This window comes from Streptomyces sp. NPDC031100, from assembly GCF_055570785.1.
Window position 1 is genome coordinate 136,205 of the sequence record NZ_JBVIGN010000010.1, and the last position, 14,791, is coordinate 150,995.

The window sequence follows — 14,791 nt, forward strand, 5'->3', positions numbered from 1 at the left end:
CCTAAGTCGCTGGTGCAGGAATCGTACGCGAGGGGTGGAGGCGCGATGGGGCAGGGGCGCGGATGGGAGGGCGCGGTCCTGAAACTGCTGCGCGCGAAGGATTTCGTGTGCACGGTCACCGAGGCCGAGGACGTCACCCCGCACTACCGGCGGCTGCGGCTGAGCGACGGCGGACTGCTCGCCGCGACCGGCGTCCACCCGACCCTCTGGATCCGGCTGTGGTTCTCCGACGGCGGCCGCCCGCACCAGCGGGCCTTCACGCTGGTCGACCCGGACCCGGAGACCGGCACCTTCGGGCTGGAGTTCGCCCTGCACGAGGGGTGCGCGGCCGACTGGGCGCGGGCGGCGCGGCCCGGCGACACCATCGAGGCGACCGTCCAGGGCACCGGTTTCCAGCGCCCCGAGCCCGTCCCCTCGCACGTCGTGGCCATCGGCGACCCCGCCTCGCTGCCGGCGATCAACTCCCTGCTCGACGCCCTGGGTCCGGCCCCGGCGACGATCTGGTTCGAGGGCACGCTGGACGGGCTGCCCTGCCGGGCCGATCCCTCCCGCCACGAGATCCGCGAGGTGCCCCGCCGCGACGCGGGCGCCCACCTCGCCGCGCGGGTCCGGGCCGAACTGCCCGCCGTCCTCGACGGCACGCCGGACCCGTACGTCTGGATCGCCTGCGACACCGCCACGACCCGCACGCTGGCGTCGTACATGCGCAAGGAGCTGGGCCTGCCGAAGAACCGGGTGCACGCCCTGGGGTACTGGCGCGCGTCCTGACGCGCGAGGCGCGATCATCGACCCATGGACGTCACCCTGCACCTCGCCCAGGACCCCGAGGCCGATGCCCTGCTCGGGCGCAGTCCGCTCGCCGCGCTGACCGGAATGCTGCTGGACCAGCAGGTTCCGATGGAGTGGGCGTTCAAGGGACCGTCGACCATCGCCGGCCGGCTGGGCGCCGAGGACCTGGACGCGCACGACATCGCGGCCATGGACCCGGAGGCGTTCGCCGCGGTGCTCTCCGAGAAGCCTGCAGTGCACCGCTACCCGGGCTCGATGGCCAAGCGCATCCAGCAGCTGTGCCAGTACCTCGTCGAGCACTACGACGGAGACGCCGAGCGGATCTGGGAGGGCGTCGCGGACGGGCAGGAACTGCTGAAGCGGCTCCAGGACCTGCCCGGCTTCGGCAAGCAGAAGGCACAGATCTTCCTCGCCCTGCTCGGCAAGCAGCTGGGCGTCCAGCCCAAGGGCTGGCGGGAGGCCGCCGGCGCCTACGGCGAGGCGAAGTCCTTCCGCTCCGTCGCCGACATCACCGGCCCCGAGTCCCTGACCAAGGTCCGCGCCCACAAACAGGAGATGAAGGCGGCAGCCAAGGCCGCGAAGTCCACGGGGAAGTGAGCGACGGCCGGACGACACGCCCGGCGTCGGGGCCCGGCGTCGGGGCCCGGCGGCACGCCCCGGTGGCACGCCCCGGCGGCGGGCCCGTGCGGGTGGCGGGCCTTGCCCGGGCGGACGGCTCAGCCGGAGGGCCCACCCCGGCGACGGGGCTCACGCGGCCAGCGGTGCTCACACGGGCGGAGCCCCGCCGGACGGGCCACCGCGGCGGCGACGCTAGCGCGGACGGTTGAGCCGAACAGCCCACCCCGGCAGCGTGCCTCACCCGGCCAGCGGGCCTCACCCGGGCGACGGCGCACACACGGGCAGGCGGCTCAGCCGCACGGACCACCCAGGCGGGCGGACTCGCGCGGGCGGCGGGGCCCAGCCGTACCGATCACCCCGGCGACGGGACTTACGCGGACGGAGACGCTGACCCAGGCGGACAGCCCGGCCGGACAGCCCACCCCGCGGACAGGGCTCACGCGGCCAGCGGTGCTCACGCGGCCGGCGGGGTCCAGTCGTACGGACCACCCCGGCTGCGACGCCAGCGCGGGCAGGCGGCTCAACCGAACGGACCACCCAGGCGGGCGGACTCGCGCGGGCGGCGGGGCCCAGCCGTACCGATCACCCCGGCGACGGGACGCGGGCGGAGACGCTGCCCCAGGCGGACAGCCCGGCCGGACAGCCCAGCCGGACAGCCCACCCCGGCAGCGGGACTTGCCCGGGTGGCGGCGCCTCCCGGGCGGACAGCTCAGCCCACCCCGCCCGGCCGGCGGCGCACGCACGGGCAGGCGGCTCAACCGGACGGTCCACCCAGGCGGGCGGACTCGCGCGGGCGGACGGCTGAGCCGGACGGACCACCCCGGCGACGGGACTTACGCGGGCGGCGACACTGGCCCGGGCGGACAGCCCCGCCGGAGGGCCCACCCCGGCAGCGGGCCTCACCCGGGCGACGGCGCACACACGGGCAGGCGGCTCAGCCGGACGGACCACCCAGGCGGGCGGACTCGCGCGGGCGGACGGCTGAGCCGGACGGACCACCCCGACGACGGGACTTACGCGGGCGGCGACACTGGCCCGGGCCGACAGCCCAACCGGACGGACCACCCCGGCGGCGACCCCAGCGCGGGCGGCGGGGCTCAGCCGTACGGACCACCCCGGTGGTCCGTCGTGGCCGGGCGGTCCAAGCATGGAGCATGAGCGAGCCACCCAGCGGTGACCCCTCCTGGGGTCGCGAGTACGACGACCGGAACGTCCACGCGGGACAGGCCCCGCAGGCCCACCATGAGCCCGAGCCGCCCTTCGAGGGCCCCCTGCACGCCCTGTCCCGGGCGGCCTGGCAGGTCGTCCTGCTCACCGGCGTCTCCTCGCTGGTGCTCGGCGTGCTGGTGCTGATCTGGCCGGGCCCCTCCCTGCTCGCTGCGGGCGTGCTGTTCGGCGTCTACCTCGTCGTCAGCGGCATCTTCCAGCTGGTCGCCGCGTTCGGCACCCACAAGACCACCTCGCTGCGCGTGCTCGCGTTCATCAGCGGCGCCCTGTCGATCCTGCTGGGCCTGTTCTGCTTCCGCGGGCCCATGCAGTCGATCCTGCTGCTCGCCCTGTGGATCGGCATCGGCTGGCTGATCCGCGGGATCACCCAGACGCTGGCCGCCGCCTCCGACAGCCGCATGCCCGCCCGGGGCTGGCAGATCTTCCTCGGGGTCGTCACCTTCATCGCCGGGATCGTGCTGATCGACTCGCCGTTCGAGTCGATCGCCGTACTGACCCTCGTCGGCGGCTGGTGGCTGGTGGTCGTCGGCGTCGTGGAGATCATCACCGCGTTCCGCATCCGGGGCCGCGCCCAGCAGGTTCCGCATACGGTGTGACCGGCGTCAACGGCATGACCTCCCAGGTACGCCGAGCGGGCGGATCTCGCGCCCCGCGGGATGCCGTACGGGTACGAGGCGGGCACAGACCTGCCATGAGCGGGACCCGGGGCCGTACCCGCAGCCGTACCTGGCTGCGGGTGCTCGTGCTGCTCCTCGCCCTGTGGGTGCCCGGCGCCCATGCGCAGGCCCAGGCGGCGCCCGCCCTCGCCGCGTCGGCCGAGACCGCCGAGCACGACACCTTCGACACGCTGCTGCGGCCGCCCGTCCGCGCCCTCCACCAGGCCGACGTAGCCGAACGCGCCGCACCGCTGCCCGACCCGGCGGCGCCCGCCCGTCCGGCGCTGCGCCCCTGCCCCGCCACACCGCTGCCCCCGTACACCGTGCCCCTGCTGAGGACGGTGGTCCTGCGCTGCTGACCGTGCCGTGCCCTTCCCGCCAGGCCAGTCAGCACGACGCAAGGAACAACCATGCCCACAGACCCGTACGCGGTCCTGCGCGCCCTGCTGCGCGCAGAGGCGGCGCGCAGTGCGCGCAAGCCGCAGGCCCAGGAACAGAAAGCACAGCAGCCCGCGCAGGAGCAGCGGGACAGCTGAACCACGTCGGCGGAGGCGGCCTACCGCCTCCGCCATCAGGTCGGCCGAGACTCTGTCGCGCATACCCCACAGCCATACCTCACAGCCATACCTCACAGCCGTCTTTCGATCATCCATAGGGGAATGTGCCATCAACCAGGTCACGCCCACCCCCTTTGACCGATATCGGATACAAAAGCCGCGCGCTTGCTCAACGCGAGCCGAGCCGGAAGGCTGCGCCCGGAACGTCTTGACCGGTAGGCTTTCCGTGTGATCTTCAAGCGCATCGGAAACGGCCGGCCGTACCCCGACCACGGCCGGGAAAGCACCCGGCAGTGGGCGGACGTCGCGCCGCGCCCGGTCCGCCTCGATCAGCTCGTGACGACCAAGGGGCAGCTCGACCTGGAGACCCTGCTGGCCGAGGACTCGACGTTCTACGGCGACCTCTTCGCGCACGTCGTGAAGTGGCAGGGCGACCTGTACCTGGAGGACGGCCTGCACCGTGCGGTCCGCGCCGCCCTCCAGCAGCGCCAGGTGCTGCACGCGCGCGTACTCGAGCTCGACTGACCCGGGCGCGACACGGCTGTTGGCCCTTTCGGGTTCCGCTGAGCGGCGTCGACTGATCATCTAATAGGCATCGTCGCTCGCGCGCACTACGCTGCGCCCATGAGCATGCTGACTCCCCCGGGCATGGGCGGCCAGTACCGGATCACGGGGGACAAATATCCTCGGATGCGCCCTCCCCGGCGGCGCGGCAGGCTCGTGTCGGCCGTGCTGGCGTCCGTCACCGCGCTCGGCCTGATCGGCTGGGGCACGCTGCAGCTCATCGACGTCTTCACCGGCGGCGGCAAGAAGACCTCGGCGGCGGGCGCCACGGCGAACTGCCGCACCAAGGCGAGCCCCGCCGCACGGACCAGGGCACTGCCCAGGCCCGGCGAGATCACCGTGAACGTCTACAACGCCACCACGCGCAGCGGGCTCGCCAAGACCACCGCGGACGAGCTGAAGAAGCGCGGCTTCAAGGTCGGTGCCGTGGGCAACGCGTCCAAGGAGTTCGACAAGAAGGTCAAGGGCACCGGGATACTCCTCGGCCCCGCCTCGGCGCGGAACACCTCGCTGCCGGTGCTCGCCACCCAGCTGACCGGCGCCGAGCACCGCACCGACGCCGCCCGCAAGGGCACCGGCCTCGACCTGATCCTCGGCGACGGCTTCAAGGCCCTCACCAGCCGCCCGGACGCAACCAAGGCCCTGACGGCCCTGACCGCACCCCAGCCGGCGAAAACCACACAAAAGGCCTGCTGAGGCGGGCGCCCTGAGGGCAGGGCGCCCCGCCCCTACTCCGCGGCGCCGTACAGCCGATCGCCCGCATCCCCGAGCCCGGGAACGATGTACCCGTGCTCATTGAGGTGATCGTCGACAGCCGCCGTAACGACCGTCACCGGCGTCCCCGCCAACTCGCGCTCCATGACCTCGACGCCCTCGGGGGCGGCGAGCAGGACCACAGCGGTCACATCATCGGCCCCACGCTTGATCAGCTCCCGAATCGCCGCGACCAGCGTGCCGCCCGTGGCCAGCATCGGGTCCAGCACGTACACCTGGCGGCCCGAGAGGTCCTCCGGCATGCGCGAGGCGTACGTGGAGGCCTGCAGCGTCTCCTCGTTGCGGATCATGCCCAGGAAGCCCACCTCGGCCGTCGGCAGCAGCCGGACCATGCCGTCCAGCATGCCGAGACCGGCCCGCAGGATCGGCACGACCAGCGGGCGGGGGCGGGCCAGCTTGACGCCGGTGGTCTGCGCGACCGGTGTCCGGATGTCGACCTGCTCGGTGCGCACGTCCCGCGTGGCCTCGTAGGCGAGCAGGGTGACCAGTTCGTCGGCGAGCCGCCGGAAGGTCGCGGAGTCGGTGCGCTGGTCGCGCAGCGTGGTGAGCTTGTGGGCGACCAGGGGATGGTCGACGACGTGGAGACGCATGCCCATAACAGTAGCCGCGCTCGGCAGCCCCTCGCTCTGGCATCAAACCCCCCGTCCGAGGGAAAGTGGGAGGGACGGACCGGGGTGGTGTGACTGTGCCTGACCTGCCTGACCGTAAGACCGAGAGCGCCGAGGGCGCCGGCGAACCCGAGCAGCCCGAGACCGAAGCCGAGCGCCGACGGCGACGCGCCCGGTTCCTGCGCGAACTCGCCGAGGCCCGCGCGCTGCGCGAGCGTGTCCAGCCCCGGCGCGCCAAGGCGGCGCGACTGCGGCACGCCATGCGGATGCGGACGTTCCGCTGGTAGGGAGGGCCGTTGGGGCCGCCCGCGGGAAAATTCCCGGCACGAAAGATCAACACGCGTGGCGGTGTTCACGTGGCGGGGGTGCGTGAGCGCCTGGAAAAGCCGCGTACGATCCGCAGGTGGCGGCAACAAGCGCGCTGGTGGGTGGTTTGCCCTCCTGTCCGGACGCACGATCAAAACAGCCAGACACAGGGAGCCGAAGACGTCCCCTGAACGCCTAGTTTCTGCCACGATTCCGAGTGGGTGGGGCTCGGAGCACAGCTCTGCCCGCCCAAGAACCTCCGCCGGGGGGACCCCCAACCGGCACGCCTATGACCAGTGGGAGAGTCACGGTGTACTTCGCCGCACTGCTCGCGCGCACCGAAGACGGGTGGGAAGCGAGCGACACAGAGCTCGACGATGTGGAGACCCTGTCGGATCTGGCCGACCTGGCCCGGGAAGCCTCTCCCGACGAGGACACGGTGTTCGTCCTGATCGAGCAGGAGGACGCCTGGTTCGGTCTCGTCCGCGTGGACGGCGAGGAGGACCCTCGCATCTTCGTCTCGGACGCGGCCGCCGCCGCCCGCAGCGCCTACGGGGAGCTGCTGCTCACGGACGAGCTGCTCGGCCGTGAGCCCGGCGCCGACGACGGCCCCGACCTGGACTCCCTGGACCTCGACGGCACCGAGGACGGCGAGTCCGAGGAGGAGGACGACGAGGAGCCCACCGCCGCCGGCGCGGTTCCGCACGGCCCGGTGGGCGACGGCCGGATCCTCGACGACCTGGGCGTCAGCGAGAAGGAGCTGCTGGGCCTGGACCCGAACGAGGCGCTGGCCGAGATCGCCGAGGCCCTGGGCGCCTCGGAGGTGCTGGAGACCGTCCGCTGACCGCTCAGGACCCGCAGGGCGCGCTGGACCCGGTACGCGACCGCTGGCGGGCCGCGATGCGGCTCGCCCTGGACGAGGCCGAACGGGCCGTCCGGGGCGGGGACGTCCCCGTCGGCGCCGTCGTGCTGTCCCCGGACGGTACGACGGTGCTCGCGACAGGCCACAACGAGCGCGAGGCCACCGGCGACCCCACGGCCCACGCGGAGATACTCGCGATCCGGCGGGCTGCATCACGGCTCGGCGAATGGCGTCTGACCGACTGCACGCTGGTCGTCACGCTCGAACCCTGCACGATGTGCGCGGGCGCGCTCGTGCAGTCCCGGGTGGAGCGGGTGGTCTACGGCGCCCGCGACGACAAGGCGGGGGCGGCCGGTTCCCTCTGGGACGTCGTACGGGACCGGCGGCTCAACCACCGGCCCGAGGTCATCGAGGGCGTGCTGGCCGAGGACTGTGCCCGGCTTCTCACCGAGTTTTTCCGGGACCGCTGAATACCGATTTCAGAGCATGCCCCACCGTGCTGTAAGGTCTCCCTCGGTAGCGTGTCCGAGCGGCCGAAGGAGCTCGCCTCGAAAGCGAGTGTGGCGCAAGTCACCGAGGGTTCAAATCCCTCCGCTACCGCTGAAGAAGGGCCCCGTCGTGAGACGGGGCCCTTCGTGCTGGGACCGAACCCTCACGTGGCAAAAGCCCTCGACGGGCGGGCCGTTGGTCCTTGAAGAAGGCGTGAAGGTTACACTCGCCGCCGGCAACAGGGGGCCCACAGGGCACACAGGCACAGGGAGGCCGCGGTGACGGTGAACGCCAAGAAGATCGCCGTGTACGTGCTCGTGGTCTTCGCGCTGTACGTGATCATCACGGACCCGGCCAAGGCGGCCGACTACGTACAGATAGGCTTCGAGGGCATATCGGACGCGGCCAAGGCCATAGGCGACTTCATGACCTGGGTCGCCAACGGAGGAAAGAGCTGAGGTACACCCCATGATCCGCCACCTGGTCCTCTTCAAGCTCAACGAGGGCGTCGAGCGCGACGATCCGCGGGTCGTCGAGGGCGTGGCGGCCTTCCGGGCGCTCGGCGGCCAGATCGAGGAGCTGCGCTTCTGGGAGTGCGCCTGGAACATCAGCGACCGGCCGATCGCCTACGACTTCGCGATCAACTCCGCGGTCGAGGACACCGACGCGCTCAAGCGCTATCTGGAGCACCCGGCCCATCAGGCGGGTGTCGCACTGTGGCGGGAGTTCGCCACGTGGGTGATCGCCGACTACGAGTTCTGAGCCCTTCACCCCAGAAGCCCCCTGCCGGAACGGCGGGGGGCTTTCATGCGTCCTACGACCCAACTTGGCGCAGTTTGACCACAACACGGCGTTATCCGGTGCTTGCACACAGTGCACATGTCTTGTGATGCTATGACCGCTTTTGACGGATGATTGACCGATGAAGAGGTGGCGTTGACCGTGTCGGCCAGTACTGCGCCGCCCCAGCACGAGGCGCCCGCCCCTGCCCCCGCCTCCGCCTCCGCTCCCCCCGACCCCACCGCCGCCCCGTCCGCCGACACTGCCCCCGCCGCCCCCGAGAAGCGCCGCGGCGCCGACACCCGCGCCCTGACCCAGGTGCTCTTCGCCCAGCTCAAGGACCTCAGGCCGGGGACGCCGGAGCACAACCGGGTGCGCGGGGCGCTCATCGAGGCCAACCTCCCGCTCGTACGCTACGCGGCCGCCCGCTTCCGTTCCCGCAATGAGCCGATGGAGGACGTGGTGCAGGTCGGCACCATCGGCCTGATCAACGCCATCGACCGCTTCGACCCCGACCGGGGGGTGCAGTTCCCGACCTTCGCGATGCCGACCGTCGTCGGCGAGATCAAGCGGTACTTCCGGGACAACGTCCGCACGGTCCACGTACCGCGCCGGCTGCACGAGCTGTGGGTGCAGGTCAACAGCGCCACCGAGGACCTCACCACGGCCTTCGGGCGCTCGCCGTCGACCGCCGAGATCGCCGAGCGGCTCAGGATCAGCGAGGACGAGGTGCTCTCCTGCATCGAGGCGGGTCGGTCGTACCACGCCACCTCGCTGGAGGCCGCACAGGAGGGCGACGGGCTGCCGGGCCTGCTGGACCGGATCGGCTACGAGGACCCGGCCCTGGACGGCGTGGAGCACCGCGATCTGGTCCGTCATCTCCTCGTCCAACTCCCCGAACGAGAACAGAGAATCCTTCTCCTGCGCTACTACAGCAATCTCACCCAGTCTCAGATCAGCGCGGAACTCGGTGTGTCCCAGATGCACGTCTCACGGCTACTCGCGCGTAGCTTCCAGCGGCTGCGTTCCGCGAATCGGATCGAGGCATAACCGGCGCACAGAAGCACGGCCCGGAACACACCAGATCGCACCGGATCGCAAGCAGGATCGAGCGGTAACCGGTGCGAGCGAATCGCTCACCAGGGCGGTTCCCGACAGTTGTGCGCCGAAAGGCCGTCAGACCCCTTCTTTCCAGGGCCGATTCACAGCAGATGTGTCGACATGTCTCTACAGCGCGTTGCCGACATGTGACATTCTGCGGGAAGCGCGTTTGCCGGGCCTCCGGCGCCGGTATTCAGGTGAAGGCTGCGTTGCTCGAAAGACTTCGCACCGCGACCGTCCCGCGACCCAAAGGGGGTGGCATGTCCGCAGACCAGGGCAGCTCGAAGGTGCTCACGCCCACGAGCGAGGCAGCACCCAAGGAGCTCGACGCAATCGACGTGCTCGATGACGTCACGCCCCTCGAAGCCGTGCAGGCCCCGCCCGTCGAGGCCCCTGATGCCGTCCCGGCCCTGCCGGCCTCGACGGACATCGACACCCGCACCCTGTCCCGCTCCCTGTTCCTGCGGCTCGCCGCACTCGACGAGGACAGTCCCGAGCGCGCCTACGTCCGGGACACCCTGATCGAGCTGAACCTCCCCCTCGTGCGCTACGCGGCGGCCCGCTTCCGCTCGCGCAACGAGCCGATGGAGGACATCGTCCAGGTCGGCACCATCGGCCTGATCAAGGCGATCGACCGCTTCGACTGCGAACGGGGCGTGGAGTTCCCGACGTTCGCGATGCCGACGGTGGTCGGCGAGATCAAGCGCTTCTTCCGCGACACGTCCTGGTCGGTCCGCGTCCCGCGCCGCCTCCAGGAGCTGCGCCTGGCCCTCACCAAGGCCAGCGACGAGCTGTCCCAGAAGCTGGACCGCTCCCCGACGGTGACGGAACTGGCCGCGGTCCTCGGCGTCTCCGAGGAGGACGTGGTCGACGGCCTCGCGGTCGGCAACGCCTACACCGCCTCCTCGCTCGACTCCCCGGCCCCCGAGGACGACGGCGGCGAGGGCTCCCTCGCGGACCGCCTGGGCTACGAGGACACCGCCCTGGAGGGCGTGGAGTACCGCGAGTCCCTGAAGCCGCTGCTGGCCAAGCTCCCGCCGCGCGAACGCCGGATCATCATGCTCCGCTTCTTCGCGAACATGACCCAGTCGCAGATCGGCGAGGAGGTCGGCATCTCGCAGATGCACGTCTCCCGGCTGCTGACCCGGACGCTGGCCCAGCTGCGGGAGGGGCTCATCTCCGACTGAGGATCCGACGAAGGGTTCCTATCTGACGGAGTGTCAGCCACCATGGCCGGATGCTTCGCAGCGGATCGCACCGTACGACGACATGGACGCATGGCCGCCGGGGCGCCGTCATGGCAGCGTCGGCGGCCGTCGTGTGTCTGGGCGTGACCCTGGCCGCGTGCGGGGGCGGCGGGGGCAGCGACGGTTACGTGGCGGTGGGCGGTGTCCCGAGCCCGGCGGGCCCGGCGGGGGCACCGACGGGAGCGGTACGGATCGTCCCGCTGGACGGGCCGACGCCTGGCACCAACTCCCCGTCGATAGCGGCCACTTCCGATCCGCCCTCCGTGAGCGCCCCGTCACGGACTCCGTCGGCCGACGAAGGCTCCGTACCCGGCCCGGCAGATGCCTCACCGAGCACCACCGAAGAAGGCCCGACCACGCCACAGCGGCCGTCGCCCACACCAACTCCCCCTCGTACGACACCTCCCGCGCCCGCCGACCTCGGCTGGGGCGACCCCTCGCGCAAGGACACGGACAAGCGCTGGTGCGAGAAGGTGACCGTCGCCTTCCACAACTCGGGCGGCACGGCGGTGCGTTCGGGCACGGTGACGTTCGGGACGCACATCATCGGCGCGCTCGGCATCGACTGGGGGACGGTCGAGTCGACCGTGGACCTTCCCGTGCCGATCGGTCCGGGCGCGCGCCGAAGCCCCACCTGGACGGTGTGCGTCGACGCCTGGCGCGTGCCGCTGGGCATGCACATCGAGACGCGGGACGTGTCCGTCCGGTGGAGCGAGTGACCCCCTCCAGGGGGGTACGTCCTACATGAAGGCAATGGCCACCGCGGCGACGACCGCCACGGCCACGACGATGCCGACGATCAGGCCGATGCGCGGGCCGGAGGAGGAGGCGGCCGCCTGCTGCCGGCCCCCCTGCGGAGCCTCGTCGACGAACGCGCGGAACATCTGGGTGCTGCCGGCGGGGTCGTAGTTGCCCTGGGGGCCCTGGGTGTTAGCCATGGCCCGAGACACTAGCGAATCCAGGTGACCGGCCCAAGTGCGGGGCCACCGGGACAGACGGGGGCACCTCACCCACCCTCACCTGCGTGTTTACGTTCGCAATACTTGCCTTTGCCAAGTTTTTGCACCCCTGCGCTCCCCGTTTATTTGCCTGCGGCAACCAACATTCATTACGGTTGCCCCAAGCAACGAATACGGGAGGTGTGGGATGGCCGAGCAGGCGCAGTACGAAGAGCTGGCGCGTCAGCTCAGTGCCGTCGGAGCCGTGAAACGGGACCTGGGGCGGATCCTGCCGCTCGACTGCCCGGCCGGGTCGGCCGCCGTGCTGACGCTCCTGGGCCGCCACGGCGACATGCGCATGAGCAAGCTCGCCGAGCTGCTCGCCGTGGACATGTCGGTCACCAGCCGGCATGTCGCGCACGTCGCCGCGCGCGGCTGGATCGAGCGGTCACCGGACCCGGCGGACAAGCGCTCGCGGATTCTGCGCCTGACTCCCGCGGGTCTGGAGCAGCTCGACGAGCTGTCCCGGCGGACCACCCGGCTGCTCGCCGACCGGCTGAGCGACTGGACCGACGAGGAGGTCGGCCAGCTCATCCGGCTGATGACGCGGCTGCGCGCCAGCTTCGGCGACTGCCGGTCCGCCCCGCCGCGGCCCTCCGCACCCGTATTCGAAGAGACCACCCGTACACCCGCAAGCACATAGGAAAAGGAAGCCCATGGCAACGACCACACCAGCCGGTGTGCGGGCTCACGCCAAGCACGGGGGAGGTCCCTCGGCGGGCCACGCCCCGATGTCGCACCGGCAGATCATGGAGGCGCTCTCCGGGCTGCTGCTCGGCATGTTCGCCGCCATCCTGTCCTCCACCATCGTCTCCAACGCCCTGCCCGAGATCATCAAGGACCTCGGCGGCGGCCAGAGCGCCTACACGTGGGTCGTCACGGCCGCGCTGCTGGCGATGACCGCCTCGACCCCGCTGTGGGGCAAGCTCGCCGACCTGGTCAGCAAGAAGGCGCTCGTCCAGATAGCCCTGGTCATCTACATCGCGGGCTCGGTCGTCGCCGGTCTCGCACAGAACCCCGGCATGCTGATCGGCGCCCGGGTCATCCAGGGCCTCGGCGCCGGCGGTCTGACCGCGCTGGCCCAGATCATCATGGCCGCGATGATCTCCCCGCGGGAGCGCGGCCGGTACTCCGGCTACCTCGGCGCGACCTTCGCCGTCGCCACCGTCGGCGGCCCGCTCGTCGGCGGTGTCATCACCGACACCGACTGGCTCGGCTGGCGCTGGTGCCTGTACGTCGGTATCCCCTTCGCGCTGATCGCGCTGGTCGTGCTGCAGAAGACCCTGCACCTGCCGGAGCACAAGCGTGAGGTCAAGGTCGACTGGGCCGGTGCCTTCTTCATCACCGCCGCCGTCAGCCTGCTGCTGATCTGGGTCACCTTCGCCGACGACAAGTACGACTGGCTGTCCTGGCAGACCTACACGATGGTCGGCGGCGCGCTCGTCCTCGCCCTGATCTTCCTCCTCGTCGAGACGAAGGCCAGCGAGCCGATCATCCCGCTGCGCCTCTTCAGGAACCGCACGATCGCGCTGGCCTCGCTCGCCTCGCTCTTCGTCGGCGTCGCGATGTTCGCCGGCACGGTCTTCTTCAGCCAGTACTTCCAGCTGGCGCGCGACAAGTCCCCGACGATGTCGGGTGTCATGACGATCCCGATGATCGCGGGCCTGTTCGTGTCCTCCACGGTCTCCGGCCAGGTCATCACCAAGACCGGCAAGTGGAAGGCCTGGCTGGTCACCGGCGGTGTGCTGCTGACGGCGGGGCTGGGTCTGCTCGGCACCATGCGCTACGACACCGACTACTGGAAGATCGCGATCTTCATGGCGGTCATGGGCCTCGGCATCGGCATGATGATGCAGAACCTGGTCCTGTCCACCCAGAACCAGGTCGCCCCGCACGAACTCGGCGCCGCCAGCTCGGTCGTCACCTTCTTCCGGTCCCTCGGCGGCGCAGTGGGCGTCTCGGCGCTCGGCTCCGTGATGTCGACCCGGATCACCCACTACGCCAAGGACACGATCGGCCAGCTGAGCCCCAAGGAGCAGCTGGCGGCCGCCAAGGCCTCCGGCAGCGGTCAGCTGCCCGACATGGACCTGCTGCCCGCGCACATCCGCACCTGGCTGGAGGGCGCGTACGGGCACGGCATCGCCGACATCTTCCTGTACGTCGCGCCGATCGCCTTCCTCGCCTTCCTGGTCACGCTGTTCATCAAGGAGGTCCCGCTGCGGACGTCCGGCGCGCTGGCCCAGGCCGCGCAGGAGAAGGCGGGGGCGCTCGCGGAAGCCGCCGCCCCCGTGGAGACCGCTGTGGAGACCGCTGTGGAGAACACCGTGCAGGAACCCGCGCAGGCGAAGGTGCCCGGCTGGGCCGAGCCCGTCGTCGCGACGGACCGCTTCCAGGAGGCGCCGGCCGCCGCCCGGCAGATGACCGCCGTCGCCACGATCGCCGAGCCCGGCACCGGCGGCACTCCGGTCCACGGCTTCGTCCGCGGCGCCGAGAGCGCCCCGGTCCCGCAGGCCGCGGTCACGCTGATCTCCCTCGGCGGCCGCCAGCTGGGCCGCTCGGTCGCCCAGGCCGACGGTTCCTACGGGCTGGACGCGCCGGGCACGGGCTCGTACGTGCTGATCGCCTCCGCCGACGGCTACCAGCCGCAGGCCTCCACGATCGTGGTGGGCGAGGAGCCGCTGGCGTACGACATCCTGCTCAGCGGCACCAGCGGGCTGGCCGGTGTGGTCCGGGCGACCGGGAGCGCGCTGCCGGTCAAGGACGCGATGGTGATCGTCACCGATGTGCGCGGGGACCTGCTGGCCACCGCGGCCAGCGGTGAGCAGGGCGAGTTCGCCTTCACCGAGCTGGTGCCGGGCGTGGTGACCGTCGCGGTGAACGCGGCCGGGTACCGTCCGCGCGCCCTGCCGGTCGAGATCGGCGCCACCGGCGTCACCCGGATCGAGGTCGACCTCGACGCGGGCGCCCAGCTGCAGGGTGTCGTACGGGCTCCGCACGGCCCGCTGGCCGACGCCCGCGTGACCCTCGTGGACGCGGCGGGCAACGTGGTCGGCACGGCCACCACCGGGACGGACGGGGCGTACGCCTTCACCGACCTGGACAGCGGCGAGTACACCGTCATCGCGACGGGCTACCCGCCGGCGGCCACCGCGCTGACCGTCTCCGGCCCCGGAGTCGACGGCCACGACATCGAACTCGCCCACCCCGGCGAGTAG

General features: G+C 71.3%; 19 protein-coding genes and 1 tRNA gene. 18 read left to right on the forward strand and 2 right to left on the reverse strand.

What is annotated here, in order from left to right:
- The first annotated feature begins 45 nt into the window (after positions 1 to 45).
- The 7 genes from ACZ5DS_RS27110 to ACZ5DS_RS27140 all read left to right on the forward strand — a co-directional run bounded on the left by ACZ5DS_RS27110 (position 46) and on the right by ACZ5DS_RS27140 (position 5,107).
- A complete protein-coding gene (locus ACZ5DS_RS27110) occupies positions 46 to 768 on the forward strand; it encodes a siderophore-interacting protein (protein WP_468243278.1) in 723 nt (240 codons plus the stop codon).
- Between the two features lie 24 nt (positions 769 to 792).
- Complete coding sequence (locus ACZ5DS_RS27115) at positions 793 to 1,386, forward strand: HhH-GPD-type base excision DNA repair protein (RefSeq protein ID WP_468243280.1); 594 nt, start codon at positions 793 to 795, stop codon at positions 1,384 to 1,386.
- A gap of 1,175 nt (positions 1,387 to 2,561) precedes the next feature.
- On the forward strand, positions 2,562 to 3,230 hold the full coding sequence (locus tag ACZ5DS_RS27120) for an HdeD family acid-resistance protein (RefSeq protein ID WP_468243283.1): 669 nt from the start codon (positions 2,562 to 2,564) through the stop codon (positions 3,228 to 3,230).
- 95 nt (positions 3,231 to 3,325) lie between these two features.
- Positions 3,326 to 3,649 carry a hypothetical protein gene (locus ACZ5DS_RS27125; RefSeq protein WP_468243285.1) on the forward strand — a complete coding sequence of 108 codons (324 nt, stop codon included), beginning with the start codon at positions 3,326 to 3,328 and terminating at the stop codon, positions 3,647 to 3,649.
- Positions 3,650 to 3,700: 51 nt separating this feature from the next.
- A complete protein-coding gene (locus tag ACZ5DS_RS27130; protein WP_468243288.1) occupies positions 3,701 to 3,826 on the forward strand; it encodes a hypothetical protein in 126 nt (41 codons plus the stop codon).
- A gap of 249 nt (positions 3,827 to 4,075) precedes the next feature.
- Positions 4,076 to 4,372: a type II toxin-antitoxin system VapB family antitoxin gene (locus ACZ5DS_RS27135; protein ID WP_003999914.1), complete on the forward strand. Its 297-nt coding sequence runs from the start codon at positions 4,076 to 4,078 to the stop codon at positions 4,370 to 4,372.
- Positions 4,373 to 4,471: 99 nt separating this feature from the next.
- Positions 4,472 to 5,107: a LytR C-terminal domain-containing protein gene (locus tag ACZ5DS_RS27140; protein WP_468243290.1), complete on the forward strand. Its 636-nt coding sequence runs from the start codon at positions 4,472 to 4,474 to the stop codon at positions 5,105 to 5,107.
- Positions 5,108 to 5,139: 32 nt separating this feature from the next.
- On the opposite strand, the gene upp is transcribed toward ACZ5DS_RS27140, so the two are convergent.
- A complete protein-coding gene (gene upp / locus ACZ5DS_RS27145) occupies positions 5,140 to 5,775 on the reverse strand; it encodes a uracil phosphoribosyltransferase (RefSeq protein WP_468243292.1) in 636 nt (211 codons plus the stop codon).
- Positions 5,776 to 5,879: 104 nt separating this feature from the next.
- Here upp and ACZ5DS_RS27150 point away from each other — a divergent pair, with 104 nt between their 5' ends.
- From ACZ5DS_RS27150 to ACZ5DS_RS27190, 9 genes are all read left to right on the forward strand, one after another.
- Positions 5,880 to 6,080 (forward strand): hypothetical protein, encoded by a 201-nt coding sequence (locus ACZ5DS_RS27150; RefSeq protein ID WP_468243783.1) that lies wholly within the window; start codon positions 5,880 to 5,882, stop codon positions 6,078 to 6,080.
- A 329-nt stretch (positions 6,081 to 6,409) separates the two neighbouring features.
- Positions 6,410 to 6,943, forward strand: a complete 534-nt coding sequence (locus ACZ5DS_RS27155) for a tRNA adenosine deaminase-associated protein (protein ID WP_468243786.1) — start codon at positions 6,410 to 6,412, stop codon at positions 6,941 to 6,943.
- Between the two features lie 56 nt (positions 6,944 to 6,999).
- Positions 7,000 to 7,431, forward strand: a complete 432-nt coding sequence (gene tadA / locus ACZ5DS_RS27160; RefSeq protein ID WP_468243295.1) for a tRNA adenosine(34) deaminase TadA — start codon at positions 7,000 to 7,002, stop codon at positions 7,429 to 7,431.
- Positions 7,432 to 7,476: 45 nt separating this feature from the next.
- Positions 7,477 to 7,561, forward strand: a tRNA-Ser gene (locus tag ACZ5DS_RS27165).
- A gap of 167 nt (positions 7,562 to 7,728) precedes the next feature.
- Positions 7,729 to 7,908, forward strand: a complete 180-nt coding sequence (locus tag ACZ5DS_RS27170; RefSeq protein ID WP_468243297.1) for a hypothetical protein — start codon at positions 7,729 to 7,731, stop codon at positions 7,906 to 7,908.
- A 10-nt stretch (positions 7,909 to 7,918) separates the two neighbouring features.
- Positions 7,919 to 8,212: a Dabb family protein gene (locus ACZ5DS_RS27175; protein WP_386580338.1), complete on the forward strand. Its 294-nt coding sequence runs from the start codon at positions 7,919 to 7,921 to the stop codon at positions 8,210 to 8,212.
- A gap of 174 nt (positions 8,213 to 8,386) precedes the next feature.
- On the forward strand, positions 8,387 to 9,280 hold the full coding sequence (locus ACZ5DS_RS27180) for an RNA polymerase sigma factor SigF (RefSeq protein ID WP_468243789.1): 894 nt from the start codon (positions 8,387 to 8,389) through the stop codon (positions 9,278 to 9,280).
- A gap of 311 nt (positions 9,281 to 9,591) precedes the next feature.
- Positions 9,592 to 10,518, forward strand: coding sequence for an RNA polymerase sigma factor SigF (locus ACZ5DS_RS27185; RefSeq protein WP_468243300.1), 927 nt, complete (start codon positions 9,592 to 9,594; stop codon positions 10,516 to 10,518).
- A gap of 110 nt (positions 10,519 to 10,628) precedes the next feature.
- On the forward strand, positions 10,629 to 11,297 hold the full coding sequence (locus ACZ5DS_RS27190; protein WP_468243302.1) for a hypothetical protein: 669 nt from the start codon (positions 10,629 to 10,631) through the stop codon (positions 11,295 to 11,297).
- A 21-nt stretch (positions 11,298 to 11,318) separates the two neighbouring features.
- Here the strand turns inward: ACZ5DS_RS27190 and ACZ5DS_RS27195 are convergent, their stop codons facing one another.
- On the reverse strand, positions 11,319 to 11,516 hold the full coding sequence (locus ACZ5DS_RS27195; RefSeq protein WP_468243305.1) for a hypothetical protein: 198 nt from the start codon (positions 11,514 to 11,516) through the stop codon (positions 11,319 to 11,321).
- Positions 11,517 to 11,724: 208 nt separating this feature from the next.
- Here ACZ5DS_RS27195 and ACZ5DS_RS27200 point away from each other — a divergent pair, with 208 nt between their 5' ends.
- Both ACZ5DS_RS27200 and ACZ5DS_RS27205 read left to right on the forward strand, forming a co-directional pair.
- Positions 11,725 to 12,219, forward strand: coding sequence for a MarR family winged helix-turn-helix transcriptional regulator (locus tag ACZ5DS_RS27200; protein WP_468243307.1), 495 nt, complete (start codon positions 11,725 to 11,727; stop codon positions 12,217 to 12,219).
- 88 nt (positions 12,220 to 12,307) lie between these two features.
- Positions 12,308 to 14,791, forward strand: coding sequence for an MFS transporter (locus tag ACZ5DS_RS27205; protein ID WP_468243792.1), 2,484 nt, complete (start codon positions 12,308 to 12,310; stop codon positions 14,789 to 14,791).

Bases quoted from the DNA above. Each gene is read 5' to 3' on its own strand.
- ACZ5DS_RS27110 (WP_468243278.1), top strand. From the start codon at position 46: ATGGGGCAGGGGCGCGGATGGGAGGGCGCGGTCCTGAAACTGCTGCGC.
- ACZ5DS_RS27115 (WP_468243280.1), top strand. From the start codon at position 793: ATGGACGTCACCCTGCACCTCGCCCAGGACCCCGAGGCCGATGCCCTG.
- ACZ5DS_RS27120 (WP_468243283.1), top strand. From the start codon at position 2,562: ATGAGCGAGCCACCCAGCGGTGACCCCTCCTGGGGTCGCGAGTACGAC.
- ACZ5DS_RS27125 (WP_468243285.1), top strand. From the start codon at position 3,326: ATGAGCGGGACCCGGGGCCGTACCCGCAGCCGTACCTGGCTGCGGGTG.
- ACZ5DS_RS27130 (WP_468243288.1), top strand. From the start codon at position 3,701: ATGCCCACAGACCCGTACGCGGTCCTGCGCGCCCTGCTGCGCGCAGAG.
- ACZ5DS_RS27140 (WP_468243290.1), top strand. From the start codon at position 4,472: ATGAGCATGCTGACTCCCCCGGGCATGGGCGGCCAGTACCGGATCACG.
- upp (WP_468243292.1), bottom strand. From the start codon at position 5,775: ATGCGTCTCCACGTCGTCGACCATCCCCTGGTCGCCCACAAGCTCACC.
- tadA (WP_468243295.1), top strand. From the start codon at position 7,000: ATGCGGCTCGCCCTGGACGAGGCCGAACGGGCCGTCCGGGGCGGGGAC.
- ACZ5DS_RS27175 (WP_386580338.1), top strand. From the start codon at position 7,919: ATGATCCGCCACCTGGTCCTCTTCAAGCTCAACGAGGGCGTCGAGCGC.
- ACZ5DS_RS27185 (WP_468243300.1), top strand. From the start codon at position 9,592: ATGTCCGCAGACCAGGGCAGCTCGAAGGTGCTCACGCCCACGAGCGAG.
- ACZ5DS_RS27190 (WP_468243302.1), top strand. From the start codon at position 10,629: ATGGCAGCGTCGGCGGCCGTCGTGTGTCTGGGCGTGACCCTGGCCGCG.
- ACZ5DS_RS27195 (WP_468243305.1), bottom strand. From the start codon at position 11,516: ATGGCTAACACCCAGGGCCCCCAGGGCAACTACGACCCCGCCGGCAGC.
- ACZ5DS_RS27200 (WP_468243307.1), top strand. From the start codon at position 11,725: ATGGCCGAGCAGGCGCAGTACGAAGAGCTGGCGCGTCAGCTCAGTGCC.
- ACZ5DS_RS27205 (WP_468243792.1), top strand. From the start codon at position 12,308: ATGTCGCACCGGCAGATCATGGAGGCGCTCTCCGGGCTGCTGCTCGGC.